At 52.8% G+C, this 26,284-nt stretch carries 25 protein-coding genes and 1 pseudogene; 8 read left to right on the forward strand and 18 right to left on the reverse strand.

Translation table 11 applies throughout. From position 1 onward, the window contains the following. Positions 1–411 precede the first annotated feature (411 nt). The 5 genes from rpmH (at position 412) to mnmE (ending at position 4,319) form a co-directional block, all read left to right on the forward strand. Positions 412–555: a 50S ribosomal protein L34 gene (rpmH, locus tag TU92_RS06275; protein ID WP_072158100.1), complete on the forward strand. Its 144-nt coding sequence runs from the start codon at positions 412–414 to the stop codon at positions 553–555. Between the two features lie 17 nt (positions 556–572). After that, positions 573–932 carry a ribonuclease P protein component gene (rnpA, locus tag TU92_RS06280; protein WP_072158101.1) on the forward strand — a complete coding sequence of 120 codons (360 nt, stop codon included), beginning with the start codon at positions 573–575 and terminating at the stop codon, positions 930–932. Beyond that, positions 896–1,153: a membrane protein insertion efficiency factor YidD gene (gene yidD / locus TU92_RS06285; RefSeq protein ID WP_072158102.1), complete on the forward strand. Its 258-nt coding sequence runs from the start codon at positions 896–898 to the stop codon at positions 1,151–1,153. The genes rnpA and yidD overlap by 37 nt, the downstream gene beginning before the upstream one ends. Before the next feature lie 2 nt (positions 1,154–1,155). Further along, the gene (yidC, locus tag TU92_RS06290) at positions 1,156–2,790 is read left to right on the forward strand and encodes a membrane protein insertase YidC (RefSeq protein WP_112165380.1); all 1,635 of its coding nucleotides are present in this window, start codon (positions 1,156–1,158) and stop codon (positions 2,788–2,790) included. Between the two features lie 164 nt (positions 2,791–2,954). After that, a complete protein-coding gene (gene mnmE / locus TU92_RS06295) occupies positions 2,955–4,319 on the forward strand; it encodes a tRNA uridine-5-carboxymethylaminomethyl(34) synthesis GTPase MnmE (protein WP_112165382.1) in 1,365 nt (454 codons plus the stop codon). 121 nt (positions 4,320–4,440) lie between these two features. Here mnmE and TU92_RS06300 read toward each other — a convergent pair whose 3' ends face one another. Further along, positions 4,441–6,336: a methyl-accepting chemotaxis protein gene (locus tag TU92_RS06300; protein WP_112165384.1), complete on the reverse strand. Its 1,896-nt coding sequence runs from the start codon at positions 6,334–6,336 to the stop codon at positions 4,441–4,443. Positions 6,337–6,659: 323 nt separating this feature from the next. Here TU92_RS06300 and TU92_RS06305 point away from each other — a divergent pair, with 323 nt between their 5' ends. Then, positions 6,660–7,385 carry a 4'-phosphopantetheinyl transferase family protein gene (locus tag TU92_RS06305; RefSeq protein ID WP_112165386.1) on the forward strand — a complete coding sequence of 242 codons (726 nt, stop codon included), beginning with the start codon at positions 6,660–6,662 and terminating at the stop codon, positions 7,383–7,385. Between the two features lie 90 nt (positions 7,386–7,475). Next, entirely contained in the window at positions 7,476–8,045 is a 570-nt protein-coding gene (locus TU92_RS06310) for an NADPH-dependent FMN reductase (RefSeq protein WP_112165388.1), read from the forward strand. An 86-nt stretch (positions 8,046–8,131) separates the two neighbouring features. Here the strand turns inward: TU92_RS06310 and TU92_RS06315 are convergent, their stop codons facing one another. Beyond that, positions 8,132–9,469, reverse strand: coding sequence for an NCS2 family permease (locus tag TU92_RS06315; protein WP_112165390.1), 1,338 nt, complete (start codon positions 9,467–9,469; stop codon positions 8,132–8,134). A 153-nt stretch (positions 9,470–9,622) separates the two neighbouring features. Beyond that, positions 9,623–10,429, reverse strand: a pseudogene (locus TU92_RS06320) (sugar phosphate isomerase/epimerase family protein); the annotation flags it as partial. A 126-nt stretch (positions 10,430–10,555) separates the two neighbouring features. On the opposite strand from TU92_RS06320, the gene TU92_RS06325 reads away from it, so the two are divergent. Further along, positions 10,556–11,248, forward strand: a complete 693-nt coding sequence (locus TU92_RS06325) for a TetR/AcrR family transcriptional regulator (RefSeq protein WP_112165394.1) — start codon at positions 10,556–10,558, stop codon at positions 11,246–11,248. Positions 11,249–11,360: 112 nt separating this feature from the next. Here TU92_RS06325 and phoU read toward each other — a convergent pair whose 3' ends face one another. From phoU to atpE, 15 genes are all read right to left on the reverse strand, one after another. Continuing rightward, a complete protein-coding gene (gene phoU, locus TU92_RS06330; RefSeq protein ID WP_112165396.1) occupies positions 11,361–12,089 on the reverse strand; it encodes a phosphate signaling complex protein PhoU in 729 nt (242 codons plus the stop codon). A 10-nt stretch (positions 12,090–12,099) separates the two neighbouring features. Beyond that, positions 12,100–12,867, reverse strand: coding sequence for a phosphate ABC transporter ATP-binding protein PstB (pstB, locus tag TU92_RS06335; protein WP_112165398.1), 768 nt, complete (start codon positions 12,865–12,867; stop codon positions 12,100–12,102). An 87-nt stretch (positions 12,868–12,954) separates the two neighbouring features. After that, positions 12,955–13,842 carry a phosphate ABC transporter permease PstA gene (gene pstA, locus TU92_RS06340; RefSeq protein WP_112165400.1) on the reverse strand — a complete coding sequence of 296 codons (888 nt, stop codon included), beginning with the start codon at positions 13,840–13,842 and terminating at the stop codon, positions 12,955–12,957. Position 13,843: 1 nt separating this feature from the next. After that, complete coding sequence (pstC, locus tag TU92_RS06345; RefSeq protein ID WP_112165402.1) at positions 13,844–14,800, reverse strand: phosphate ABC transporter permease PstC; 957 nt, start codon at positions 14,798–14,800, stop codon at positions 13,844–13,846. A gap of 94 nt (positions 14,801–14,894) precedes the next feature. Beyond that, positions 14,895–15,935 carry a phosphate ABC transporter substrate-binding protein PstS gene (gene pstS / locus TU92_RS06350; protein WP_112165404.1) on the reverse strand — a complete coding sequence of 347 codons (1,041 nt, stop codon included), beginning with the start codon at positions 15,933–15,935 and terminating at the stop codon, positions 14,895–14,897. A gap of 194 nt (positions 15,936–16,129) precedes the next feature. Next, a complete protein-coding gene (rluF, locus tag TU92_RS06355) occupies positions 16,130–16,870 on the reverse strand; it encodes a 23S rRNA pseudouridine(2604) synthase RluF (RefSeq protein ID WP_112165406.1) in 741 nt (246 codons plus the stop codon). Between the two features lie 99 nt (positions 16,871–16,969). Further along, positions 16,970–18,799: a glutamine--fructose-6-phosphate transaminase (isomerizing) gene (gene glmS / locus TU92_RS06360; protein ID WP_112165408.1), complete on the reverse strand. Its 1,830-nt coding sequence runs from the start codon at positions 18,797–18,799 to the stop codon at positions 16,970–16,972. A gap of 133 nt (positions 18,800–18,932) precedes the next feature. After that, positions 18,933–20,300, reverse strand: a complete 1,368-nt coding sequence (gene glmU, locus TU92_RS06365; RefSeq protein WP_112165410.1) for a bifunctional UDP-N-acetylglucosamine diphosphorylase/glucosamine-1-phosphate N-acetyltransferase GlmU — start codon at positions 20,298–20,300, stop codon at positions 18,933–18,935. 271 nt (positions 20,301–20,571) lie between these two features. Further along, the gene (locus tag TU92_RS06370; protein WP_112165412.1) at positions 20,572–20,994 is read right to left on the reverse strand and encodes a F0F1 ATP synthase subunit epsilon; all 423 of its coding nucleotides are present in this window, start codon (positions 20,992–20,994) and stop codon (positions 20,572–20,574) included. A 33-nt stretch (positions 20,995–21,027) separates the two neighbouring features. Continuing rightward, positions 21,028–22,410 carry a F0F1 ATP synthase subunit beta gene (gene atpD, locus TU92_RS06375; RefSeq protein WP_056775954.1) on the reverse strand — a complete coding sequence of 461 codons (1,383 nt, stop codon included), beginning with the start codon at positions 22,408–22,410 and terminating at the stop codon, positions 21,028–21,030. A gap of 32 nt (positions 22,411–22,442) precedes the next feature. Beyond that, a complete protein-coding gene (gene atpG / locus TU92_RS06380) occupies positions 22,443–23,306 on the reverse strand; it encodes a F0F1 ATP synthase subunit gamma (protein WP_112165415.1) in 864 nt (287 codons plus the stop codon). 71 nt (positions 23,307–23,377) lie between these two features. Continuing rightward, complete coding sequence (gene atpA / locus TU92_RS06385; protein ID WP_112165417.1) at positions 23,378–24,919, reverse strand: F0F1 ATP synthase subunit alpha; 1,542 nt, start codon at positions 24,917–24,919, stop codon at positions 23,378–23,380. 12 nt (positions 24,920–24,931) lie between these two features. Continuing rightward, positions 24,932–25,465 carry a F0F1 ATP synthase subunit delta gene (gene atpH, locus TU92_RS06390; RefSeq protein WP_112165419.1) on the reverse strand — a complete coding sequence of 178 codons (534 nt, stop codon included), beginning with the start codon at positions 25,463–25,465 and terminating at the stop codon, positions 24,932–24,934. 14 nt (positions 25,466–25,479) lie between these two features. Next, a complete protein-coding gene (atpF, locus tag TU92_RS06395; protein ID WP_056775959.1) occupies positions 25,480–25,950 on the reverse strand; it encodes a F0F1 ATP synthase subunit B in 471 nt (156 codons plus the stop codon). Between the two features lie 65 nt (positions 25,951–26,015). Then, the gene (gene atpE / locus TU92_RS06400; RefSeq protein WP_004093904.1) at positions 26,016–26,255 is read right to left on the reverse strand and encodes a F0F1 ATP synthase subunit C; all 240 of its coding nucleotides are present in this window, start codon (positions 26,253–26,255) and stop codon (positions 26,016–26,018) included. Between the last annotated feature and the right edge of the window lie 29 nt (positions 26,256–26,284).

Consider the following 26,284-nt stretch of genomic DNA (forward strand, 5'->3'; position numbering starts at 1 on the left):
CAAGTGGGTAAGCTTAGCCGATCCTTTTAAAATTAGGCGATGTAATCATCACTCTGGTGAAAAAATAGGACTCCGCTGAGGCATTTTTCAGCAGCACGCAGACAAGATCTCAGGCCTGTGGATAAGGATCAGACGAGGATCCTTGCGATTTGCCTCAGAGTCCGTATAATTCTCAGCCCTATGTGTCAAGCCTGTGTTCCTGATGGTCATAACCAGATGGATTTGCGGTGTGACCACGGGCCATTCTGGTAAACATTTGGACCCTTTCTGGCAATGTAAATTGACTCAGGACTGTACAGTTATTACAATCCCGCTTCTTTATATGTTGCGACAAGGGCATCGGTCGTATTTTCGCCGAAATGTCTTCGCGTTTACTGATCAGTAATAATTTAAGTTTAGGTAGAAATCGCTATGAAACGCACTTTCCAACCGTCCGTATTGAAGCGCAACCGCACCCACGGTTTCCGTGCTCGTATGGCAACCAAAAATGGTCGTCTGGTTCTGGCCCGCCGTCGTGCGAAAGGCCGTACTCGTCTGTCAGCTGCTTCCAAGTAATAAAGCTAATCGAATTAGTGGTTAAGCTCGCTTTTCCCAGGGAGTTACGTTTGTTAACTCCCCGTCATTTCACTTTCGTCTTCCAGCAGCCACAACGGGCTGGCACGCCGCAAATTACGATACTCGGCCGCCTGAACGAGCTGGGGCATCCCCGCATCGGTCTTACCGTCGCTAAAAAACACGTCAAACGCGCTCATGAACGCAATCGGATCAAACGCCTTACCCGCGAAAGTTTCCGACTGAATCAGCACGCGCTGCCGGCGATGGATTTTGTAGTGGTAGCCAAAAAGGGTGTCGCCGATTTAGATAATCGCGCGCTGACGGAAGCGTTGGAGAAATTATGGCGTCGACATTGCCGACAGGCACCCGCATCCTGATTAAACTGATACGTGGTTATCAGTTGTTCATCAGTCCTTTGCTCGGGCCGCATTGCCGCTTTCGACCAACCTGCTCTCAATACGGTATTGAAGCAATTGGTCGTTTTGGCGTGTTAAAAGGCAGTTGGTTGACTTTGAAACGCGTATTAAAATGCCATCCTTTGAACCCAGGTGGTGATGACCCCGTACCGCCGAAAACCGACAATAACAGAGAACTCTAACGATGGATTCGCAACGCAATCTTTTCCTCATCGCTCTGCTGTTCGTGTCTTTCATGATCTGGCAGGCATGGCAAACGGACCACGCTCCGCAACCGGCCAACCAGACCACGCAACAGACTGCGAATACTGCAAACGGTGATGCTGCTAACCAGGCTGTTCCTGGCAGCGGTCAGGGTAAATTAATTACAGTTAACAGCGATGTTCTGTCATTAACTATCAACACCCGTGGTGGCGACATTGAGCAGGCTCTGCTGACTGCTTACCCAACGACTCTGGGTTCTAACCAGCCTTTCCAGTTACTGGAAACCACTCCTAATTTCGTCTATCAGGCGCAAAGCGGTCTGACAGGCAAAAACGGTCCAGACAATCCGGCTAACGGCGAACGTCCTCTGTTCCAGGCAAGCTCGGATTCCTTCACATTAGCTGAAGGTCAGTCTGAACTGCGCATCCCGATGACCTATACGGCTCAGAACGGTGCGATTTACACCAAAACCTTCGTTATCAAACGTGGCTCTTACGCGGTGAACGTTGAATACAACATCAACAACACCTCGCCAGCCCCGCTTGAACTGACTATGTTTGGCCAGTTGAAACAAACCACCGATTTGCCTAAGCACCGTGATACCGGCAGCAATAACTTTGCTCTGCACACGTTCCGCGGCGCGGCATACTCCTCCAGCGATGACAAATATCAGAAGTACGCGTTCGATAAGAGCGAAGCGCTGAATGTCACCACTCAGGGCGGTTGGGTTGCGATGCTGCAGCAGTATTTTGCGACAGCGTGGATCCCGTCTGCGAAAGACACCAACACTTTCTTCACCACGGCCAACAACGGTATTTCAACGATTGGCTTTAAAGGCACACCGTTTACCGTGGCACCGGGTGCGCAGCAACAAGTTGCTTCCATCCTGTGGGTCGGCCCTGAAATTCAGGACAAGATGGCCGCTATCGCGCCTCACCTTGACCTGACAGTGGATTACGGTTGGTTATGGTTCATCTCTCAGCCACTGTTCAAACTTCTGAAATTTATTCAGGGCTTTGTCGGTAACTGGGGCTTCTCGATCATCGTTATCACCTTTATTGTCCGCGGTATCATGTATCCACTGACCCGCGCGCAGTACACGTCGATGGCGAAAATGCGTATGTTGCAGCCGAAACTGGCGGCCATGCGTGAACGTATCGGTGATGACAAACAGCGCATGAGTCAGGAAATGATGGCGCTGTACAAGTCTGAGAAAGTGAACCCGTTGGGTGGCTGTCTGCCGCTGGTTATTCAGATGCCAATCTTCCTGGCACTGTATTACATGCTGTCTGGCTCCATTGAATTGCGTCATGCGCCATTCATCCTGTGGATCCATGACCTGTCAGCGCAAGACCCGTACTACATTCTGCCGGTGCTGATGGGTATCACGATGTTCTTCATTCAGAAGATGTCGCCGACTACCGTGACCGATCCAATGCAGCAGAAGATCATGACCTTCATGCCGGTCATCTTCACCGTGTTCTTCCTGTGGTTCCCTTCTGGTCTGGTGGTGTACTACATCGTCAGTAACCTGGTCACCATCCTCCAGCAGCAGCTGATTTATCGCGGGCTGGAAAAACGTGGCCTGCACAGCCGCGACAAGAAAAAGTCATAAGTGATTGTCAGGGCGGCTTCCGTCCTGACAGCTAAACTTGATGATAAAAAGACAAAGGCGGTCATTTGACCGCCTTTTGCACATCCAAATACCCGGTATAATTCGAGCGCAGCCAACGCATCTGCAGGTTGATGTATGCCGGATATGAAAAGAGATAAAACGCTATGAGTACCTCAGATACCATTATCGCCCAGGCAACCCCTCCCGGTCGCGGCGGCGTTGGCATTTTGCGCATTTCAGGCCGTGCGGCGCGGGATGTGGCACTGGCTGTCTTAGGTAAGCTGCCCAAGCCCCGCTATGCCGACTATCTGCCGTTTCAGGATGCAGACGGCAGCACGCTGGATCAGGGCATCGCACTGTGGTTCCCCGGCCCGAATTCCTTTACCGGCGAAGATGTGCTGGAGCTACAGGGCCACGGCGGCCCGGTGATCCTCGATTTACTGCTCCGTCGCATTATCGCGCTGGAAAACGTACGCATCGCGCGTCCCGGTGAATTCTCTGAACGTGCCTTCCTAAACGATAAGCTTGATCTGGCACAGGCTGAAGCGATCGCCGATCTCATTGATGCCAGCTCCGAGCAGGCCGCACGTTCAGCGGTAAACTCCTTGCAGGGCGCGTTCTCTCAGCGAATTCATCATCTGGTGGAAGCACTCACTCACCTGCGAATCTTTGTGGAAGCGGCAATTGATTTCCCGGATGAGGAAATCGACTTTCTGTCTGACGGTAAAATTGAGGCCAAGCTCAATACCGTAATGGGCGATCTCGACGCCGTGCGCGCCGAAGCGCGTCAGGGCAGCCTGCTGCGTGAAGGGATGAAAGTGGTGATTGCCGGACGGCCTAACGCCGGTAAATCCAGCCTGCTGAACGCCTTAGCGGGTCGCGAGGCGGCGATCGTCACAGATATCGCCGGTACCACCCGCGACGTGCTGCGTGAACATATTCATCTTGATGGCATGCCTCTGCATATTATCGATACCGCCGGTCTGCGTGAAGCCAGCGACGAAGTCGAGCGTATTGGTATCGAACGTGCATGGAATGAGATCGAACAGGCTGACTTAGTGCTGTTCATGGTCGATGGCACGACAACTGCCGCGACAGAGCCTGCCGACATCTGGCCAGAGTTTATGGCGCGCCTGCCCGCGACATTGCCGATCGTCGTGGTGCGCAACAAAGCAGACATTACCGGCGAAGCGCTGGGTCAAACTGAAGTGAATGGTCACTCACTTATCCGCCTTTCCGCCCGTACCGGCGATGGCGTTGATTTGCTGCGCGATCATCTTAAACAGGTCATGGGCTTCAACCACAATATGGAAGGCGGATTCCTCGCCCGCCGCCGCCACCTGAATGCGCTGGAAGATGCCGCACAGCATCTGGTTCAGGGTAAAGACCAGCTGTTAGGGGCGTGGGCCGGTGAATTGCTGGCAGAAGAGTTGCGTCTGGCGCAGCAGTCGCTCAGCGAAATCACCGGTGAATTCACGTCCGATGATCTGCTGGGACGCATTTTCTCGAGTTTCTGTATTGGTAAGTGATTTGGCCACCTGAACGTAAAAAACCCACATCGCAAAATGTGGGTTTTTTATTATCTTTCACTCAATGTCCTGACCGGACTTTATAAACTCGTCCGGTCTGCGCGTTAACGTCCAATCTTGTTCAGAGCTTGAAGCCCGCCACCACGGTTTCCAGCTGAACGGTTTGATCCTGCATCGCCTGAGCGGCGGCAGACACCTGTTCCACCAGCGCGGCGTTTTGCTGCGTGGCGTTATCAAGCTGAGTGATCGCAATATTGACCTGCTCAATGCCGAGACTTTGTTCCTGACTGGAGGACATGATCTCGTTCATCAGCGTCGCCACGTTATTCACGCCGCCCATCACTTCATCCATTGTCGTACCCGCCGTGGCCACCAGTTGGCTGCCGGTGGCAATATCCGCCACCGAGTCTTCGATGAGTTTTTTAATTTCGCGGGCCGAGGTGGCCGAACGCTGCGCCAGACTGCGTACTTCCGATGCAACCACAGCAAAACCGCGCCCTTGTTCACCTGCGCGCGCGGCTTCCACCGCGGCATTGAGCGCCAGAATATTAGTCTGGAAAGCGATACCGTCGATCACGCTGATGATATCGACAATCTTGTGTGATGAACGGGTGATCGAGCCCATGGTCACTACCACCTGTTTCACTACGTCAGACCCTTTCTCAGCAACGGCCGACGCATCGCGCGCCAGTTGGTTTGCTCCTTCGGCATTTGCGGCGTTCTGTTTCACCGTGCTGGTGAGTTCTTCCATTGAGGCGGCCGTTTGCACAATAGAGCTGGCCTGTTCTTCCGTCCGTGCGGAGAGATCGAGATTTCCGCTGGCGATCTGCCGCGATGCCGAAGTGATTGCCATACTACTGTCACCGACCTGGCGCAGGATAGATTGCAGGAAAGACAGGAAGCTGTTGAAGCTCTGGTTGATAGCATTGAACTCAGGGCTACGGCTGTCCGGTAAACGACGGGTAAGATCCGCGCCCCCGGCAGAAAGCTGACTGATGTTTTTATGCAGCGCAGCCAGCTGGCGCATGAAAATTTTGATAGCGACGATCAGTACAATTAACAACAGCAAGACCATCGGGATTTGCACCATGCCAAGACTGGCAAGAATGCTGTGCGTGCGCGCCTGCAACTGGCTGGTGGGCATATCCGTGACGATATACCACGGCCCCTGAATGTTGCTCATAAACATCGTGTGGGACGTGCCGTCGCTGTCGTAATCCGCTACCACATTCGCCGCACCGTTAATCTGATCAAGACTTTTGCGGATTTGCGCGGCAAGTTGGGACTGTTCCCCCAATGACGCCAGTTTTGGCAGTTTTTCATCGCTGGCGTGGCTGGTGCCGACAATCGTCCCGTCTTTCTCAACGATATAAATTGTCGCATTGACCTTTTTCTCCATCCCGGTCACCAGTTGGTTGAAGAAGCCCAGGGTGACATCGATAGTGGCTACGCCCCACTGCTTGTCGCCTTTGTAAATTGGCATCGCACAGTTGGTTCGCGGCTGGGTGCTGGCGTCGTCAAAATAGGCCGGAGCCCAGACGCACTGCCCTTTTTCACCTTTTGACGCTGCCATATACCAGGATTGCTCGAAGTAGTTTGGCGATTCCGCGCTGTTCCAGAAGGTGTTGACCGTCAGTTCATTATTATTATTACGAGCAAAGAAGGTGCTGAATTTGATTTTTGCTGGATCGCGCTGATTTGGCAGCGGCCAGATACCGCCGCCAAAGACAGCGGCGTCACCATACTGATCGACCAGCGCAGGTAGCAGGCGATCAATGCTGTCGCTGTCCATCTGTGCCACGGTTTGCGTGATGGTGCGCACCTGTGATTCCACTTTATTCAGACGATCGTTGATGGCGACCGCCACATCATCTACCTGATTGGCAACCAGATTAGTTTCTGTTTGCTTCAGTTGGGGAGCGATAAAGACCTGGATAACAATGAGCGTAACGATGACCAGCACAATAAAAAACAAGCTGATCAATGCGATAAAGCGAGACTGTGTTGTTTTTAACATATTAGGGTACTCACCGGCAAAGCAGCGAGATCGCTGCTTAACTACTAACGGCATTTTCTGATGTTTCTTTATGTTGCTATAGTAGATATATCTGGTGGTCAGATCATCGGGGTGAAAAACCAGAACATCGTGCGGATGATATTCTTTCTCACTATCAAGCTAACAACGTGATAGCGTTCACTAAAGCGTTATGAAAAACTTTCTGAAACGTAATAAAACTGTGGTGTATCACGGGTTTTAAGCGGTTTTTAATGATTTCTCTTAATGTTATTCTTATCGCATGTTGAGAAAATATGGTCGAACCATTAATCATGGAGTGAACAATGGCGTGCCATTTTGCAAGATGGGCTGTAACGGATGCAGAACCTGATACACATCGGGTGCCCAGAGACATCGTATTATCCGCAAGAAACCTTTCCGAAAAACAGTGCCGACGCTTTCTGAACGGTCGCGTTCTGCTGGCAGAAATGATTTTCTATTTGTACGGCATTCCCGAATTGCCCAACGTCATCACCTTACCCAGCGGTCGCCCAAGCTTTGAATCCCCCGATTTGCCGGATTTCAGTCTGGCCTATGCCGGCAGCACGGTCGGCGTATTGATCAGCAGCGAAGGTAAAGTCGGGCTTGATCTCGAGATCATTCACGCCCGCAGCGCACTGGTAAATCCTCAACAGCAGGTGCAACTGTCCGCCGTTGAAAAAACCTGGATTGCCATGCAGTCCGATCCTGTCGAGTCCTCCCTGCAATTGTGGTGTATCCGCCAGAGCATGCTGAAGATGTCTGGCATCAATGATCAAAATCCCCTGACGCTCAGCTTAAATCCTGCCTCCGGACGTTTACGTTCAACCGTCACGCCGGAAGCGCAGGTGATGAGTGACATAGAAGGCTCGATCACCTGGGCGTGTGCGCAGTCGCCGTCGATTATCCGTTTGCAATGCTGGCGCTATGAACCGGAAAACGGGTTTACCCGCACGCAAACCCTGTCAGTGGATCAGCAATCTGAATCGCCGCACTACATGAAATTCATCAGCCTGCCGCCAGCTAAATAAAACTTCACTTATGTTTTCATTAACGTTGTATATCGTGGAGCGGCTTTTCGTTTATGGTAGAACCTACGTTAACCAAAGCAGGAGAACGCCATGTCAGCTCAGCCACTGAAGTTTGTCACACTGTTAGGGAGTCTTCGTAAAGGGTCTTATAACGCAATGGTGGCCCGCTCGCTGCCGAAAGTCGCGCCAGCCGGTGTCACCATTGAGGCGCTGCCGTCTATCGGCTCAGTGCCGCTATACGACGCCGACGTTCAGCAGGAAGAGGGGTTCCCGGCCGATATCGAGGCCATTGCGGAACACATTCGTCAGGCAGATGGCGTGATCATCGTGACGCCAGAATATAACTACTCGGTACCGGGTGGCCTGAAAAATGCCATCGACTGGATTTCCCGTCTGCCGAACCAGCCGCTGGCCGGTAAACCGGTACTGATCCAGACCAGTTCAATGGGGCCGGTTGGCGGTGCGCGCTGCCAGTATCATTTGCGTCAAATTCTGGTGTTCCTGGATGCGATGGTGATGAACAAACCTGAGTTCATGGGCGGCGTGATCCAAAGTAAAGTCGATGAACAGACCGGCGAAGTGATCGACCAGGGCACGCTGGATTTCCTTAAGGGGCAGCTCACCGCCTTTGCAGATTACACGCATCGCGTCAGTCAATAATTCCCGCATGACCCAATGCAAAAAGCCCGCTCACTGTTTAAACGTGAGCGGGCTTTTTTAATGCCTCAAGACGGGGCTCTTACCAATTAATGCCCATCAACGAACGCGATTTTCAGCACGAACAGCAATGCCACGACCACTACGCACGGGCTGATTTCTCTCCAGCGGCCAGTGCCCAGTTTCATCACGACGTAAGAGATGAAACCCAGCGCGATACCTTCGGTAATGGAGAAACTGAACGGCATCATCACCGCTGTCACAAATGCCGGAACGGCTTCGGTCAGGTCATCCCACGACACGCGCGCCAGACTTGAGGTCATCAGAACGCCGACATAAATCAGCGCGCCTGCGGCGGCGTATTCCGGAACCATGCCTGCTAGGGGTGAAATAAAGATAACCAGCAGGAACAGCAAACCGGTGACCACGGCAGTCAGGCCGGTACGGCCACCCACAGAGACGCCTGAGGTGCTTTCGATGTAAGCGCCTACTGATGATGTCCCGATGAATGCGCCCGCCACAGAAGCCACGCTGTCGACATACAGCGCCTGCTTCATCTGCGGGAATTTACCCTGCGCATCGGCCAACCCGGCTTTGTCGGTCACGCCAATCAGCGTACCGGAGGAGTCAAACAGGTTAACCAGCATGAAGGAGAAAATCACGCCTGCCAGACCGATGTTCAGTGCGCCTTTCAGGTCCACCTGACCAACAACGGTAGTGATGCTCGGCGGCATCGACCAAAAACCGTTGTAATGCACATCGCCAATCGCCAGACCAATCAGCGTCGTAACGACAATAGACACCAGCACAGAGGCGTGGAAATTACGCGACGCCAGCACGGCAATAATGAAGAAGCCCAGCACGCCAAGCAGTACGTTGTGCGAGGTCAGGTTGCCGATGGTCACGATGGTGTCCGGGTTCGGCACGATGATCCCGGCGTTTTTCAGCCCCATCATGCCGATGAACAGCCCGATACCGGCGGTGATCCCCACGCGCAGGCTGATGGGAATATTGGCGATCATCCAGTAGCGGATGCGGAAGATGGTCAGCAGCAGCAAACCGACAGCGCCCCAGAAAATCGCGCCCATCCCGACTTGCCACGACACGCCCATCGCGCCCACGACGACAAACGCAAAGAACGCGTTCAGCCCCATCGCCGGTGCCAGCGCCACCGGCAGGTTAGCAATCACACCCATCAGGATGCTGCCAAACGCGGCGATCAGACAGGTGGTGACAAAGACAGCCTGCTTATCCATTCCCGCGACGCCCAGGATTTGCGGGTTCACGAAAACGATGTAGACCATGGTCAGGAAGGTGGTTAAACCCGCGATAGTTTCAGTGCGAACCGTGGTGCCGTGCTGCGTCAGTTTAAACAGACGCTCAGCCAGCCCTTTTCCACCGGTCGCGTTGCTGTGTGGTGTGCTCATGTGTGAGTTCCAAAATGGGGGAAAAACAATCGGGGGGTATCCTAAGGATTTTAGCCGAAAAGCGCCAGCACTGGATGGGGGCGGGAAGACTGACCGCAGTAGCGGTCAGTCGACATTGGCGATAAATCAGTCTTTGAGCACCGCGAGATCATGCGCCAGCATGCGTTTTTCCAGCTCCACCAGCGAGCGCAAGCCATCGGCCAGCGGCAGGGTTTTATCATTGAAGATTTCCAGCGACCACGGGCCGCGAAAGCCTTTTTGATTCAATGTACTGACGAAATCCACCAGCGGTAAATCGCCCTGTCCGGGATAACAACGGTAACTGCGGCTCCATTGCTGGACGTTCATGTCTTTGTAAGGCGCGTCGGCCAGTTGCAGGAAGCTGATTTTATCCAGCGGCACCTCGTCCAGCCGGTCGAGATTGTCACCGACAGCCAGAACATGAAAACTGTCGAGCACAATGCCGAGTGCCGGATGATTCACTTCGCGTACGCGATCCCATGCCTGCAGATAGCGGTTAACATGTTTCCCCCACGCCAGCGCTTCATAACCGATGCGGATGTCGTACGGCTGCGCCATTTCTGCCAGCGCAGCGAGATCGGCAATCTGAACGTCGCGTTCGGCTGAGCTGTCGGCGTCGGTATTGCTGCATACCAGCAGGTGATCGCAACCCAGTTCGCTCATCAGATCAAACTGACGTCGCGCGCTGGCGAGCTTCTCCGGGCGTTTTTCAGGCGCAATGCCTTCGAAATCGCGAAAAGGCTGCAGCAGGAAAATCTGCAATCCCAGAGAATCGGCCAAATTGCGGATAGCGATGGGTTTAACCGGGTTTTTCAACAAGTCATCTTCGAAGATTTCCACGCCATCAAATCCCGCTGCGGCAATGGCCTTAAGTTTTTCAGGCAAGGTTCCGGGCACAGAAACCGTCGCAATGGAGCGTAATCGTGAAGTTACTGGCAAAATAGCATCCTTTTTTTTCAGGTTTCGGTTCTTACAGTAGTGGACCCTGATCCCCGGTTCGTCAAGTGCCACCGGTGGGTGTGAATGCACGGATTGTCGCCCGGCGGATTGTAACTGAGCGGATCAATGGTTAATCTCTGGGACGTAAATGTGGTTAATGATGAGGGTAAGACGCTGAGCAGCCAAAGTTCCCCGGCGCCGGGACGTAAAAATGATCCGATAGGCCTGAAGCAGCGTATTTTTGACAGCGCGCTGGCTGAATTCGCCGAGTCTGGCCTGATGGGCGCGCGGATGGAGAATATCGCCTCCAATGCCAACACCACAAAACGTATGGTGGTCTACCACTATAAGACCAAGGAAGCGCTGTATTTACTGGTGCTGGAGCACGTTTATCGTGGGATCCGCCAGCACGAGCTGGATCTGGATTTATCGGCGTTTCCGCCCGCCGAAGCGATCGTCAAGCTGGTGGAAGCCAGTTTTGATTTCCACGTCTCGCATCCGGAATTTATCCGTATTGTTTCGACCGAAAACATGTTGCGCGGGCGCTTCATCCGCCAGTCCACCAGCATCCGTGAGATCAACAAATCGGCCTTAACGGTGCTGGAAGATATTCTCGAACGTGGAAAACAGAGCCACCTTTTCAAGGACGACGCGCAGGCGCGTGACGTTCACCGGCTGATCAGCAGCCTGTGTGTGCATCAGGTGGCTAACCAGTACACCTTCGGCGCATTGTTTGAAAATCCTGACGAAGTGGATTTGCAGGTCGCGCATTATCGCCAGCTGGCGGTGGTGGTAGCACTGCGGTATGTGATGAAATAACCGCTGATCGGACAGCAAAAAGGCCTCGTGTGAGGCCTTTTTTGTTTTTAGCGTTTCGCTGACGTTGCACTCAATAATTCGCGTTGCAGAAAGGCGAATGATGAAGGACAGATCACTCTTTCTTTTCTTTGCTGTCTGTCAGCAACTTATCTAATGCATCGCCGCCAACGTGACGGAAATCCTGACCTTTCACGAAGTAGAAGATGAATTCGCAAATGTTCTGACAACGGTCGCCGATACGCTCGATAGAACGGGCGCAGAACAGCGCAGTCAGGACGCTTGGAATGGTGCGCGGATCTTCCATCATGTAGGTCATCAGCTGGCGCACGATGCCTTCATATTCCTGATCCACTTTCTTGTCTTCACGGTAAATCCGCACCGCTTCGTCGAGATCCATGCGTGCGAAGGCATCCAGTACGTCATGCAGCATCTGCACGGTGTGGCGGCCCAGTGACTCCAGGCTGACCAGCAACGGTTGATGCAGATGCGAGAATTTCTCCAGCGCGGTACGGCAGATTTTATCCGCCACGTCGCCGATACGCTCCAGCTCGGAAATGGTTTTAATGATCGCCATGACTAAACGCAGGTCGCTGGCAGTCGGCTGGCGCTTGGCAATGATGCGTACGCAGGCCTCGTCGATCGCCACTTCCATCATGTTCACTTTGTCATCGCCTTTGATGACCTGCTGCGCCAACTCCGCGTCCTGATTGTGCATCGCGGTGATAGCGTCCGTCAGTTGCTGTTCAACCAGACCGCCCATCACAAGCACCTGGGTGCGGATGTGCTCAAGCTCTGCGTTGAACTGGCCGGAAATATGTTTGTTTAAGTTCAGGTTATCCATTTTTCTTACCTCAACCGTAGCGGCCAGTAATGTAATCTTCAGTCTGTTTACGCGCTGGCGAAGTGAACAGCGAATCGGTGTCGCTGTATTCGATCAGTTCGCCCAGATACATAAACGCAGTGCGGTCTGAACAACGCGCAGCCTGCTGCATGTTGTGCGTCACAATCACTACCGTGTAATCGGATTTCAGTTCGGTGATCAGCTCTTCGATACGGCCAGTGGAAATCGGATCCAGCGCCGAGCAGGGTTCGTCGAGCAGCAGCACGTCAGGGCGGATCGCGATACCACGCGCGATACACAAACGCTGTTGCTGACCGCCGGAGAGGCTGTAACCGCTCTGATGCAATTTGTCTTTGGATTCATTCCACAGCGCCGCTTTGGTCAGCGCCCACTGCACGCGCTCGTCCATATCGTTACGGGAAAGCTTCTCAAACAGACGCACGCCAAATGCGATGTTGTCGTAAATCGACATCGGGAACGGCGTTGGCTTCTGGAACACCATGCCGACTTTGGCGCGCAGCAGGGCGATATCTTGCTTATCGACCAGAATATTTTCGCCATCGAGCAGGATTTCGCCTTCCGCGTGCTGCTCAGGATACAGCTGATACATTTTGTTGAACGTGCGCAGCAGTGTGGATTTTCCACAGCCCGACGGGCCGATAAATGCAGTCACTTCGTTCTTGGCAATATCCAGGGAGATATTTTTCAGCGCGTGGAATTTGCCGTAATAAAAGTTCAGATCGCGAACCTGAATCTTGCTGTTGGATGCGTCAGTCATTCTCAGACATCTCTCTTATTCGCGCGCCGCATCGCGACGCCGGGAAAACAGTGACGGCAGCCGTTATCGCCTGCCATCCATCATGAATTATTGTTTTTTCTGCGCGAAAATCACACGCGCCAGAATATTCAGCAGCAGCACGCACAATGTAATCAGCAGCACGCCCGCCCACGCCAGTTGTTGCCATTCGCCAAACGGGCTCATCGCAAACTTGAAGATGGTCACCGGCAGGTTGGCAATCGGCTGCATCATGTCGGTGCTCCAGAACTGATTGGAGAGAGACGTGAACAGCAGTGGCGCGGTTTCACCGGCAATACGGGCAATCGCCAGCAGGATACCGGTGATGATGCCGGACACCGACGCTTTGAGCGTGATGGCGGAAATCATCTTCCATTTTGGCGTACCCAGTGCGTAAGCCGCTTCACGCAGGCTGTCCGGCACCAGTTTGAGCATGTTTTCGGTGGTGCGGATAACGATAGGGATTTGCAGCAGCGCCAGCGCCAGAACGCCCGCCCAGCCGGAGAAATGCCCCATTTTCGCTACCATAATGGTGTACACGAACAGGCCAACGACGATGGAAGGCGCGGAAAGCAGAATGTCATTGATGAAACGAATGAACTCCGCCAGCCAGGATTTGCGGCCATATTCTGCCAGATAAATCCCCGCCATCACGCCCAGTGGCGTACCGATCACGGTCGCCCACAAAATCAGTAATCCGCTGCCCGCGATGGCATTCGCCAGACCGCCGCCCGCCGTATTCGGTGGCGGGGTATTTTCAGTGAACAGCGCCAGCGACATTCCGTCGACGCCTTTCACCACGGTGGTGAACAGGATCCACACCAGCCAGAACAAACCGAACGCCATAGTCATCATAGAGACCAGCAGCGCCAGACGGTTTTTCTGCCGACGCCATGCCTGACGTTTGCGGCGCGACTCCAGCAGTTCAGGGGTGCTTTGCATTTCGAGTGTCGTCATCTTAACGGCCCTCTTTCTTAGCCAGACGCAGAATCATCACTTTCGACAGCGCCAGAACGATAAAAGTAATCACGAACAGAATCAGGCCCAGTTCCATCAGCGCGGCGGTATGCAGACCGGCTTCGGCTTCGGCGAATTCGTTAGCCAGCGCCGAGGTAATACTGTTGCCCGGCATATACAGCGAGACACTGTCGAGCTGGTAGGTGTTGCCGATGATAAAGGTCACCGCCATGGTTTCACCCAACGCGCGTCCCAGCCCTAACATCACACCGCCAATCACGCCGTTTTTAGTGAACGGCAACACGATGCGCCAAATCACTTCCCACGTCGTACAACCGATGCCGTAAGCGGACTCTTTCATCATCACCGGCGTTTGCTCGAACACGTCGCGCATTACCGAGGCGATGTAAGGGATGATCATGATAGCGAGGATCACACCCGCAGCCAGAATACCGATACCAAATCCGGGACCGGCGAACAGAGCGCCAACAATCGGGATGCCGGAAAGTACGTCACCGACTGGCGTCTGGAAGTATTGGGCAAACAGCGGTGCAAAAACGAATAAACCCCACATGCCGTAAACTATGCTGGGAATAGCCGCCAGCAGCTCGATGGCAATGCCTAGCGGACGTTTCAGCCAGTTCGGAGCCAGTTCGGTGAGGAATAACGCGATACCAAAGCTGACCGGTACGGCAATCAGCAAGGCGATAATCGAGGTGACGACGGTACCGTAAATCGGCACCAGTGCGCCGAACTGCTCGTTCGGGGCGTCCCAGGTTTTATTCCAGAGGAAGGATAAACCGAACTTTTCAATGCTCGGTAAGGAAGCAATAAACAGCGAGACGATAATACCGCCCAGCATTAATAACACGATCAGCGCAGCCAGTTTGACCAGCGCGCCGAAGATGATGTCACCGTTTTTGCTTGGTGCCTTGATAGCCGGCTTGTATTCAGCCATACCACTCTCTTTTAATTCAGATTTAATTCCCTCCCCGGCCGGAGAGGGAATGAAGCAGAAGACTTGTACTCTATATCAGACGGAAGGTCGGATCCTAGTACAGTGCTTTGCCGCTGGAGTCTTTTACATTGGTTTTCCACGCTGCGCGGATCTGTTCAACCACAGAATCAGGCAGTGCGGCGTAATCCAGGTCGGTCGTCAGCTTGTTACCGTTTTTGTAAGCCCAGTCGAAGAACTTCAGCACTTCAGTGCCTTTAGCTGCATCTTGCTGGTCTTTGTAAATCAGGATGAAGGTGGTGGAGCTGATTGGCCACGCATTGTCACCTTTCTGATTGGTCAGGTCCTGAGCGAAGGTTTTCGTCCAGTCAGCGCCTTTGGCCGCTGCGCTGAAAGATTCTTCAGTCGGGGTAATGGCTTTACCGTCGGCATCCACCAGTTTGGTGTAAGCCAGGTTGTTTTGTTTCGCGTAAGCGTATTCTACGTAGCCGATAGAACCTGGCAGACGCTGCACGAATGCCGCCACGCCGTCGTTACCTTTGCCGCCCAGACCGGTAGGCCAGTTAACGGTAGAACCAGAACCGATTTTCTCTTTCCACTCGTTGTTCACTTTCGCCAGATAGCTGGTGAACACGAAAGAGGTACCGGAACCATCAGCACGGCGTACCACCGCGATGTTAGTGTCTGGCAGTTTCACGCCAGGGTTCAGCTTAGTGATCGCCGCGTCGTTCCACTTTTTGATTTTGCCGAGGTAAATATCACCCAGCGTTGCACCGTCCAGAGTCAGCTGACCGGATTTGATGCCAGGGATGTTAACCGCCAGTACCACGCCACCGATCACGGTAGGGAACTGGAACAGGCCGTTTTTGGTCAGATCTTCTTCTTTCATCGGGGCGTCGGACGCACCGAAATCAACGGTTTTGGCGATGATTTGTTTCACGCCGCCGGAAGAACCGATGCCCTGATAGTTAACCTGATTACCGGTTTCTTTCTGATAAGCATCTGCCCACTTCGCGTAAACAGGTGCAGGGAAGGTACCGCCAGCGCCAGTCAGGTTAGAGGCAGCGAAAGCAGACATTGCTGTGAGGGAAAAAGTCGCTGCTACAAGACCGGCGACGGTGTTACGCATCAATTTCATGTTCCACTCCTGGTGGTTTTAAACTTCCCGACTAATGTCGACGTTAATTAAAGTGTTAGGCACAGGAGGAAAATAGGACAGTTTGGTGACAGTAAAATGTACGTTATATGACAGTTTTATGACAATGGTCATAATTCAGGCAATACGGCGAAACTGAGAGGTTTTGAGGCGTGCCCTGGTGGAGAAATGACCGCTTACGGCAGTGTTTCGTCGGAAACTGAGTGTTGAATACGCCGCAATAACTCTTTCTCTTCATCACCGGTCAATTCCCGTGATTCACCCAACGGCAGCCCTTCCAGATGAATATTCATAATGCGCACGCGTTCAAGACGGGTCACCTCAAAACCAAAATACTTCGACATGCGGCGGATCTGACGATTAAGGCCCTGCACCAGCGTAATACGAAAAATATATTCTGATTCTTTCACCACTTTGCAGGCTTTGGTCACGGTGCCCAGCATCGGAACGCCTGTGCTCAGGCCGAGAATGAATGCGTCGTTCACCGGCTTGTTGACGGTCACCACGTACTCTTTTTCATGATCGTTACCGGCGCGCAGAATTTTGTTCACCATGTCGCCGTGGTTGGTCAGTAAAATCAGTCCCTGCGAATCCTTATCCAGACGCCCGACCGGAAAGATACGTTTGCTGTGATGAATCAGTGTTCCGATGTTATCCGGCAGACTTTCGTCCATCGAGGTAATAATACCTACCGGCTTGTTCAGCACGAGCATCACCAGACCGGTTTCATCTCGTTGCCCTATGAGCTGGCCATCCACCTTCACTACATCGCCGTCAAAGACCTGAGCACCAAATTCGGCCTGCATATCGTTAATCAATACCCGCCCGTTTTCGACATAACGGTCAGCATCACGCCGCGAACACATGCCGCTGTCGCTGATGTATTTGTTAATCCGTATGGAAGAAGGGATCGGCATTGCGCAGAGAACCTCTGTAAAAGGCGGACTATACCTTGTTGCGTCGCAGAAATAAAAAAGCGCCCACGGGGGGCGCTCAGAAGCACAAATCTTAAAGACTTATTCTACCGTCACAGACTTCGCAAGGTTACGCGGCTGGTCTACGTCGGTGCCTTTGATCAGCGCGACATAGTAGGACAGCAGCTGGAGCGGAACGGTGTAGAAAATCGGTGCGACGATTTCTTCAACGTGTGGCAGCTGAATGATCTTCATGCCGTCGCTGTCGGTAAAACCGGCATTCTGATCGGCGAAGACATATAGCAGGCCACCACGGGCGCGCACTTCTTCGATGTTCGACTTCAGCTTTTCCAGCAGTTCGTTGTTTGGCGCAATCACGATCACCGGCATATCGGCATCAATCAGCGCCAGCGGGCCGTGTTTCAGCTCGCCTGCTGCATAGGCTTCGGCATGAATATAAGAGATCTCTTTGAGCTTCAGCGCACCTTCCATCGCAATCGGGTATTGATCGCCGCGACCGAGGAACAAGGCGTGATGCTTGTCAGAGAAACCTTCTGCCAGAGCTTCGATGGTTTTATCCAGCGACAGCATCTGCTCGATACGCGCAGGCAATGCCTGAAGCGCATGAACGATGTCGTGCTCAACCTGCGGCGCTACGCCTTTCAGACGACCCATACGCGCCACCAACATCAACAGAACGGTCAGCTGAGTGGTAAATGCTTTGGTCGATGCCACGCCGATTTCGGTGCCCGCTTTGGTCATCAGTGCCAAGTCGGATTCACGCACCAACGATGAACCGGCCACGTTACACACGGCCAGAGAACCGAGATAACCCAGTTCTTTGGACAGACGCAGGGCGGCCAGCGTATCGGCCGTTTCGCCGGACTGGGACAGCGTGATAATCAGGCTGCCCGGACGTACAGCAGATTTGCGATAGCGGAATTCAGATGCGATTTCCACATCACAAGGCATACCGGCCAATGATTCAAACCAGTAACGCGCGACCATACCGGAGTTATACGACGTCCCGCAGGCAATAATCTGGATATGCTGAACGCGTGACAAAATGTCGTCAGCCTTTTCGCCCAGTTCGCTCAGATTCACTTCACCATGGCTGAAACGGCCTTCCAGGGTGTTTTTGATCGCCAGAGGCTGTTCGTAGATTTCTTTCTGCATGTAGTGACGGTAAACGCCTTTATCACCCGCGTCGTACTGCACTTTGGATTCAATTTCTTCACGCTCAACTGCATGACCATTTTTGTCATACACGCTGACCGAGCGACGTTTCACTTCCGCCACATCGCCTTCTTCCAGGAACAGGAAGCGACGGGTGACCGGCAGCAATGCCAGCTGATCGGAAGCAATGAAGTTTTCACCCACGCCACGACCGATCACCAGCGGACTGCCGGAACGGGCGGCGACCAGAACGGACGGATCACGGCTGTCCATCACGACAGTACCGTATGCGCCACGCAGTTGCGGGATAACACGCTGAACCACTTCCAGCAGCGTGCCGCCCTGAAGTTGTTCCCAATGCACCAGATGCGCGATCACTTCGGTATCCGTTTCGGAATCAAAACGGTAGCCGCGTTCGATCAGTAATTCACGCAGAGGTTCGTGGTTTTCAATGATGCCGTTATGCACCACCGCGATGTAATCGGACACATGCGGGTGGGCGTTCGCTTCAGAAGGTTCGCCGTGGGTTGCCCAGCGGGTGTGCGCAATACCGGTGCCGCCGTGCAGTGGATGTTGATCCAGCGCGTCAGCCAGCATCTGGACTTTGCCCAGACGACGCAAACGCCCCATTTTCCCTTGCGCATCAATCACAGCCAGACCGGCTGAGTCATAACCGCGGTATTCGAGACGGCGTAAACCTTCTAACAGAATTTCAGCAATATCGCGTTGCGCTACTGCGCCTACAATTCCACACATCAGTTTTATTCCTATTGAAGGTCTTTCGGGACCTTTTTTGATGCCTGACCTGATTTATCCGCGAGCCCCGTTTTCCGGTGTACTTACGGTTCCCCGAGCCTTGTAGAAGTTGGGGATTATTATGTAATGCTTATTATTTCTTCACCGGTTTTTGCCAGTCAGGTTTATGCACCTGAGGCACCCGGCTTAACAGTAAACCGTTGTCAGGAACATCGCGCGTCACAGTGGTGCCCGCCGCGATGGTCACATTGTTGCCGACGGTAACAGGCGCAATCAGCTGAGTATCGGAGCCGACAAACACGTCATTGCCGATAATCGTTTTGCTTTTGTTCACGCCGTCATAGTTACAGGTGATGGTGCCCGCGCCGATATTCACGTTGTCACCAATCTCAGCGTCGCCGAGATAAGAAAGGTGACCCGCTTTAGAGCCTTTGCCCAGACGGGATTTTTTGATTTCGACGAAGTTGCCGACGTGCGCGCCTTCGGCCAGCTCAGCGCCAGGGCGCAGACGGGCGAATGGCCCGACGGTACAACCGCTTTCCAGCACCGCATCTTCGAAGACGCTGTAAGGGCTGATTTCACAGTCATCGCCAATCACACAGTTTTTCAGCACGCAGCCCGCACCGATTTTCACTCGATCGCCCAGTTTGACGTGGCCTTCGATAATCACGTTGGTATCGATCAGGACGTCGATGCCATGAGACAGCTCGCCGCGCAAATCAAACCGCGCCGGATCCATCAGCATCACGCCTTCCAGTAGCAGGCGTTCAGCCTGTTCGCTCTGATACACGCGCTCAAGGCGCGAAAGTTGCAGGCGGTTGTTCACGCCATCCACTTCACTGTTACGCGCCGGATGAACGGTGGCGATCTGGTGCCCTTCGGCATGTGCCATCGCAATGATATCGGTGATGTAGTATTCACCCTGCGCATTATTGTTATTGAGTTTGCTCAGCCAGCGCTTGAAAGATGCTCCGTTGGCTACCAGAATTCCGGTGTTAATCTCCTGAATTTTAAGCTGTTCCTGGCTGGCATCTTTTTGTTCGATAATGCCGGTCACTGTGCCATTTTCACGCACGATGCGACCATAGCCGGTTGGATCGTCAAGCACGACGGTCAATAAACCAATACCGCCTTCCGGTTTGACTTTCAGCAGTTTTTCCAGCGTATCGACGGAAATTAACGGAACGTCGCCGTACAGCATCAGCACATCTTCATCATCAGCAAAGAAAGGCGCAGCCTGCTGCATAGCATGACCGGTACCCAGTTGCTCTGCCTGCAATACCCAGTTCAGATCACTGCCCGCCAGATTTTTCTTCAGCAACTCGCCACCATGGCCATAGACCAGATGCACGTTCTTCGCCCCCACCTGCATGGCGGCATCAATCACGTGTTGCACCATCGGCTTACCCGCCAAGGAATGAAGAACTTTAGGAAGGTTGGAGTACATGCGTGTTCCCTTGCCCGCGGCAAGGATGACCACACTCAGTGTGCTGTTCGACATAGGTAACCTGACAAATCCAATTTGAGTGACAAAAGTAACCCGTTCAGTGCCCGGATTACTACATATTTCGCTTCAAAAACCACCTGCAGGCCGCAGCCTGTAAGGGTTGAGCACGGTATAGACTACAGCAAAAAATCTGAGGGTAAAACGTCCACTTATTCCGCAAGTATTCCATTAAACGTGAATTTCCGCCTTCGGATAAACGCTGAAAAGTGTCTTATTTAAAGGTAAAAAAAAAGCGACCCGAAGGTCGCCTTTTACACTGATGTCGTTACATCGCTTTCCTGGTAAGTTCGATAACGCGAAGTTTCGCGATCGCCTTAGCCAGTTCTGCTGACGCCTGAGCGTAGTCAACGTCGCCGTGAGAACTATTAATATGTTCTTCCGCCTTGCGCTTAGCTTCAAGCGCGCGCGCTTCGTCGAGGTCTTGCCCACGGATTGCAGTATCAGCCAACACGGTTGTTGCATTCGGCTGCACCTCAAGGATGCCGCCGGAAAGATAGATATACTCTTCTTCCCCGTGTTCTTTAACAATGCGCACCATGCCAGGCTTGATGGCGGTGAGCAGCGGAGCATGCCCCGGGAAAATACCCAGTTCGCCTTCGCTACCCGTCACCTGGATCTTCTGTACCATGCCGGAAAACATTCTCTTTTCCGCACTGACTACATCCAGATGGTAAGCTTTTTCAGCCATGTCATCCTCTCTCAATACCACAACAAACTAGCGTTACAGTTTCTTGGCTTTTTCCACTGCTTCTTCAATGGTGCCAACCATGTAGAACGCTTGTTCCGGCAGGTGATCGTAGTCGCCGTCCATAATGCCTTTGAAACCACGGATGGTATCTTTCAGCGAAACGAACTTGCCCGGAGAACCGGTGAAGACTTCGGCCACGAAGAATGGCTGGGACAGGAAACGCTGAATCTTACGCGCACGGGATACAACCAGTTTGTCATCTTCTGACAACTCGTCCATACCCAGGATCGCGATGATGTCTTTCAGTTCCTGATAACGTTGCAGAATAGACTGCACGCCACGAGCCACATCATAGTGTTCCTGACCAACAACCAGTGGATCCAGCTGACGACTGGTGGAATCCAGTGGGTCTACCGCCGGGTAGATACCCAGTGACGCGATCTGACGGCTCAGTACCACGGTCGCATCTAAGTGAGCGAAGGTGGTGGCTGGAGATGGGTCAGTCAAGTCATCCGCAGGGACGTAAACGGCCTGTACGGAGGTGATAGAACCACTTTTGGTCGAGGTGATACGTTCTTGCAGAACGCCCATCTCTTCCGCCAGCGTTGGCTGATAACCTACCGCAGAAGGCATACGGCCCAGAAGTGCGGACACTTCAGTACCGGCCAGGGTATAACGGTAAATGTTATCGATGAACAGCAGAACGTCACGACCTTCATCACGGAATTTCTCCGCCATGGTCAGGCCAGTCAGTGCTACACGCAGACGGTTGCCTGGTGGCTCATTCATCTGGCCATAAACCAGGGAAACTTTGTCGATAACGTTGGAATCGGTCATTTCGTGGTAGAAGTCGTTACCCTCACGAGTACGTTCACCCACGCCTGCAAACACAGAATAACCGGAGTGCTCGATCGCGATGTTACGGATCAGCTCCATCATGTTTACAGTTTTACCAACACCCGCACCACCGAACAGACCGACTTTACCGCCCTTAGCGAACGGGCACATCAGGTCCATAACTTTGATACCGGTTTCCAGCAATTCCTGGGAGTTCGCCAGCTCTTCGTAAGAAGGAGCAGGACGGTGAATTGAACGACGTTCTTCTTCGCCGATTTCACCTTTCATGTCGATTGGTTCACCCAATACGTTCATGATGCGACCCAGAGTCGCTACACCAACCGGAACTTCAATTGGGTGTTCCAGGTTGTTCACTTTCAGATTGCGACGCAGGCCATCTGATGTACCCATTGCGATACAACGAACAACGCCGCCACCTAACTGTTGCTGTACTTCCAGCACCAGCTTGGAGGTACCGTTTTCTACCTCAAGAGCATTGTACACGTTCGGTACTGCATCCTGAGGGAACTCGACGTCCACCACGGCGCCGATTACCTGGATAATCTTTCCAGTAGCCATCTTGAATCCTCTACGTAATTCGTAAACCTAGCTTAAACCGCGGAGGCTCCCCCGACGATCTCGGTGAGTTCCTGAGTGATGCTGGCCTGACGAGCTTTGTTGTATACCAACTGCAGCTCTTTGATCAGGCTGCCGCCGTTATCGGTTGCGGCTTTCATCGCTACCATTCGCGCGGCCTGTTCGCTGGCCAGGTTTTCTACGACGCCCTGATAAACCTGAGATTCCACATAACGACGCAGGAGGGTATCCAGCAGCGCTTTAGGGTCCGGCTCATACAGGTAATCCCAGGATTTCTTCGCCAGTGCGCCGTCTTCTGCGGGTGGCAGAGGCAACAGCTGCACGATGCGTGGTTCCTGAGACATGGTATTGACGAATTTATTGCTAACAACGCATAACTTGTCTAAGCGACCTTCGTCGAAAGCCTGCAACATCACTTTAACCGGTCCGATCAGTTCTGACAGAGAAGGGTTATCCCCCATGCCAGTAACCTGAGCAACAACGTTGCCACCCACGGAGCCGAAGAAAGAGGCTGCTTTGGAACCGATCAGTGCGAGATCAACTTCAACACCCTTTTCGGACCAGCCTTTCATCTCTGCCAGCAGTCTTTTGAACAGGTTAATGTTCAAACCACCACAAAGACCACGGTCGGTAGACACCACCAGATACCCGACGCGCTTAATGTCACGCTCATCCAGGTAAGGGTGCTTATATTCCAGATTACCTAACGCAAGGTGACCAATCACTTCACGAATGGTTTCTGCATAAGGACGGCTGGCCGCCATACGTTCCTGCGTTTTACGCATTTTGGAGGCGGCGACCATTTCCATCGCTTTAGTGATCTTTTGCGTGTTTTGCACGCTGCTGATCTTACTACGTATCTCTTTTCCGCCGGCCATCTCTGCTTCTCCTCATTACCAAACGGCCCGCTGCTTATCTGCCAAAAGCAGGACAGCAAGGCCGCTTAGTGTTACCAGGACTGGGTTGCTTTGAAGGTATCGAGGATATTTTTGAATTTACCCTCGATCTCATCGTTATACGCACCAGTTTGGTTGATTTGCTGCAGAAGCTCGCCGTGCTCACGGTCGGCAAACGCCAACAGTGCCGCTTCAAAGCTACCGACTTTGGACAACTCAACGTCTTCCAGATAACCACGTTCTGCTGCGAAGATGATCAGAGACTGCGCCACGATTGACATCGGAGCGTATTGTTTCTGTTTCAGCAGCTCAGTCACTTTCTGACCGTGGTTCAGCTGTTTACGGGTTGCCTCATCCAGATCAGAAGCGAACTGGGAGAACGCAGCCAGTTCACGATACTGTGCCAGCGCGGTACGAATACCACCGGACAGTTTTTTCATGATCTTGGTCTGAGCAGCACCACCAACACGAGATACCGAGATACCCGGGTTAACCGCAGGACGAATACCGGCGTTAAACAGGTTGGATTCCAGGAAGATCTGACCATCGGTAATCGAGATTACGTTGGTCGGAACGAACGCGGAAACGTCACCCGCTTGCGTTTCGATGATCGGAAGCGCAGTCAGGGAACCGGTTTTGCCTTTCACTTCACCCTTAGTGAATGCTTCAACGTAGTCGGCGTTTACACGCGCAGCACGTTCGAGCAGACGGGAGTGGAGATAGAAAACGTCGCCTGGGTAAGCTTCACGACCTGGTGGACGACGAAGCAGCAGGGAAATCTGACGGTAAGCAACAGCCTGTTTAGACAGGTCATCATAAACGATCAGTGCGTCTTCACCGCGGTCACGGAAGTATTCACCCATTGCGCAGCCGGAGTACGGTGCCAGATATTGCAGTGCAGCAGATTCTGATGCAGTTGCAACAACAACGATGGTGTTTTCCAGTGCGCCGTGCTCTTCCAGTTTACGAACCACGTTAGAAATGGTGGACGCTTTCTGGCCGATAGCCACATAGATACATTTGATGCCGGAATCGCGCTGGTTGATGATCGCATCGATCGCCAGAGCAGTTTTACCGGTTTGACGGTCACCGATGACCAATTCACGCTGACCACGACCGATTGGGATCATGGCATCAACGGATTTGTAACCTGTCTGCACAGGCTGGTCTACGGATTGACGTTCGATAACGCCAGGTGCGATTGCTTCGACAGCTGAGAAGCCGTCATGCTCTACCGGACCTTTACCGTCGATTGGCGCCCCCAGGGTGTTAACAACGCGACCTAACAGGCCACGGCCAACTGGAACTTCCAGGATACGGCCAGTACATTTTACTTTCATCCCTTCGGCGAGGTCAGCGTAAGGGCCCATAACAACAGCACCTACGGAATCGCGCTCCAGGTTCAGGGCGATAGCGTAACGGTTACCCGGCAACGCAATCATTTCCCCTTGCATGACATCGGCTAAGCCGTGCACGCGGATGATCCCGTCACTGACGGAAACGATAGTACCTTCATTGTGAGCTTCGCTCACTACATTGAACTGAGCAATGCGCTGCTTTATCAGTTCGCTGATTTCGGTGGAATTCAGTTGCATGCTCCAGTCCCCTTAAGACTGCAAGACGTCTGCCAGGCGTTCAAGACGACTGCGAACGCTGCCATCAATCACCATATCACCTGCACGGATAATGACACCGGCAAGAACAGACTTGTCAATTTTGCAATTCAGCTTAACTTTGCGAGACAAACGTTTTTCCATAGCAGCAGCAATTTTTGCCTGCTGTTCTTCCGTCAGTGGACTTGCTGAAGTGACTTCAACCTCAGCACTAGCCTCCAGTGAGGCGCGCAGTTCGATGAACTGCTGCAACACTTCCGGAAGAACGCGTAAACGTCCATTTTCAGCCATTACCCTAATCAGGTTCTGGCCTGCGTCGTCGAGTTGTTCACCACATACGGCAATAAACGTCTTAGACAGCGTTTCTGGTGCCGTTGCACCGGAAAGCAGTTCTTCAATCATTTCATTGCGCGTGACTTCAGCCGTGAACGCTAACATAGACTGCCAGCGATCTAAGCTTTGGTGCTCAACGGCAAAGTCAAAAGCTGCTTTGGCGTAGGGGCGAGCTACAGTTACAAATTCAGACATCAGCCCCTCCCTCCTTACAGTTCAGCGACCAGTTTATCAACGATGTCGCTGTTAGCAGCTTCATCCACGGAACGTTCGATGATCTTCTCGGCGCCAGCAATGGCCAAAATCCCGACCTGTTTACGCAACTCTTCACGTGCACGTTGGCGTTCGGCGTCAATCTCTGCCTTAGCTTGCGCTACGATCTTGTTACGTTCCTGCTCGGCTTCGGTCTTCGCTTCGTCGACGATCTGTGCTTTACGCTTGTTCGCCTGGTCGATGATTACCTGAGCTTCAGCTTTGGCTTTCTTCAGTTGGTCGGTCGCATCGGCTTGCGCTAAGTCCAGCTCTTTTTTGGCACGTTCTGCGGAAGACAAACCTTCAGAAATCTCTTTCTGACGTTTTTCGATGGCAGCCATAATCGGCGGCCATACGTACTTCATACAGAACAGGACAAACAGGACAAACGCGATAGCCTGGCCGAGGATTGTTGCGTTAAGATTCACAGCACAATGCCTCTTTCAAAGTGAAATATTTGATGTAGTTCGTTTAACCGTGAGCAAGCTCAGTGTTAAGCGACAGCAAACATCACGTACAGACCCAGACCAACAGCAATCATTGGGATTGCATCGACCAGACCCATAACGATAAAGAACTGTGTACGCAACAGAGGGATCAGGTCAGGCTGACGTGCAGCACCTTCCAAAAATTTACCACCCAAGATGCCGATACCGATTGCAGCACCGATTGCCGCCAGGCCCATCATCACAGCGGCAGCCATGTACAGCAGATCCATACTCAGGTTTTCCATGACAGTCTCCAGTTTGTTTCAGTTAAAAC

Source organism: Rahnella inusitata, from assembly GCF_003263515.1.
Taxonomy (GTDB): Bacteria; Pseudomonadota; Gammaproteobacteria; order Enterobacterales; family Enterobacteriaceae; genus Rahnella; species Rahnella inusitata.

Excerpts from the sequence above, each read along its gene's own strand:
- rpmH (WP_072158100.1), top strand. The coding sequence starts at position 412 with ATGAAACGCACTTTCCAACCGTCCGTATTGAAGCGCAACCGCACCCAC.
- yidD (WP_072158102.1), top strand. The coding sequence starts at position 896 with ATGGCGTCGACATTGCCGACAGGCACCCGCATCCTGATTAAACTGATA.
- yidC (WP_112165380.1), top strand. The coding sequence starts at position 1,156 with ATGGATTCGCAACGCAATCTTTTCCTCATCGCTCTGCTGTTCGTGTCT.
- mnmE (WP_112165382.1), top strand. The coding sequence starts at position 2,955 with ATGAGTACCTCAGATACCATTATCGCCCAGGCAACCCCTCCCGGTCGC.
- TU92_RS06300 (WP_112165384.1), bottom strand. The coding sequence starts at position 6,336 with ATGTTAAAAACAACACAGTCTCGCTTTATCGCATTGATCAGCTTGTTT.
- TU92_RS06305 (WP_112165386.1), top strand. The coding sequence starts at position 6,660 with ATGGCGTGCCATTTTGCAAGATGGGCTGTAACGGATGCAGAACCTGAT.
- TU92_RS06310 (WP_112165388.1), top strand. The coding sequence starts at position 7,476 with ATGTCAGCTCAGCCACTGAAGTTTGTCACACTGTTAGGGAGTCTTCGT.
- TU92_RS06315 (WP_112165390.1), bottom strand. The coding sequence starts at position 9,469 with ATGAGCACACCACACAGCAACGCGACCGGTGGAAAAGGGCTGGCTGAG.
- TU92_RS06325 (WP_112165394.1), top strand. The coding sequence starts at position 10,556 with ATGGTTAATCTCTGGGACGTAAATGTGGTTAATGATGAGGGTAAGACG.
- phoU (WP_112165396.1), bottom strand. The coding sequence starts at position 12,089 with ATGGATAACCTGAACTTAAACAAACATATTTCCGGCCAGTTCAACGCA.
- pstB (WP_112165398.1), bottom strand. The coding sequence starts at position 12,867 with ATGACTGACGCATCCAACAGCAAGATTCAGGTTCGCGATCTGAACTTT.
- pstA (WP_112165400.1), bottom strand. The coding sequence starts at position 13,842 with ATGACGACACTCGAAATGCAAAGCACCCCTGAACTGCTGGAGTCGCGC.
- pstC (WP_112165402.1), bottom strand. The coding sequence starts at position 14,800 with ATGGCTGAATACAAGCCGGCTATCAAGGCACCAAGCAAAAACGGTGAC.
- pstS (WP_112165404.1), bottom strand. The coding sequence starts at position 15,935 with ATGAAATTGATGCGTAACACCGTCGCCGGTCTTGTAGCAGCGACTTTT.
- rluF (WP_112165406.1), bottom strand. The coding sequence starts at position 16,870 with ATGCCGATCCCTTCTTCCATACGGATTAACAAATACATCAGCGACAGC.
- glmS (WP_112165408.1), bottom strand. The coding sequence starts at position 18,799 with ATGTGTGGAATTGTAGGCGCAGTAGCGCAACGCGATATTGCTGAAATT.
- glmU (WP_112165410.1), bottom strand. The coding sequence starts at position 20,300 with ATGTCGAACAGCACACTGAGTGTGGTCATCCTTGCCGCGGGCAAGGGA.
- TU92_RS06370 (WP_112165412.1), bottom strand. The coding sequence starts at position 20,994 with ATGGCTGAAAAAGCTTACCATCTGGATGTAGTCAGTGCGGAAAAGAGA.
- atpD (WP_056775954.1), bottom strand. The coding sequence starts at position 22,410 with ATGGCTACTGGAAAGATTATCCAGGTAATCGGCGCCGTGGTGGACGTC.
- atpG (WP_112165415.1), bottom strand. The coding sequence starts at position 23,306 with ATGGCCGGCGGAAAAGAGATACGTAGTAAGATCAGCAGCGTGCAAAAC.
- atpA (WP_112165417.1), bottom strand. The coding sequence starts at position 24,919 with ATGCAACTGAATTCCACCGAAATCAGCGAACTGATAAAGCAGCGCATT.
- atpH (WP_112165419.1), bottom strand. The coding sequence starts at position 25,465 with ATGTCTGAATTTGTAACTGTAGCTCGCCCCTACGCCAAAGCAGCTTTT.
- atpE (WP_004093904.1), bottom strand. The coding sequence starts at position 26,255 with ATGGAAAACCTGAGTATGGATCTGCTGTACATGGCTGCCGCTGTGATG.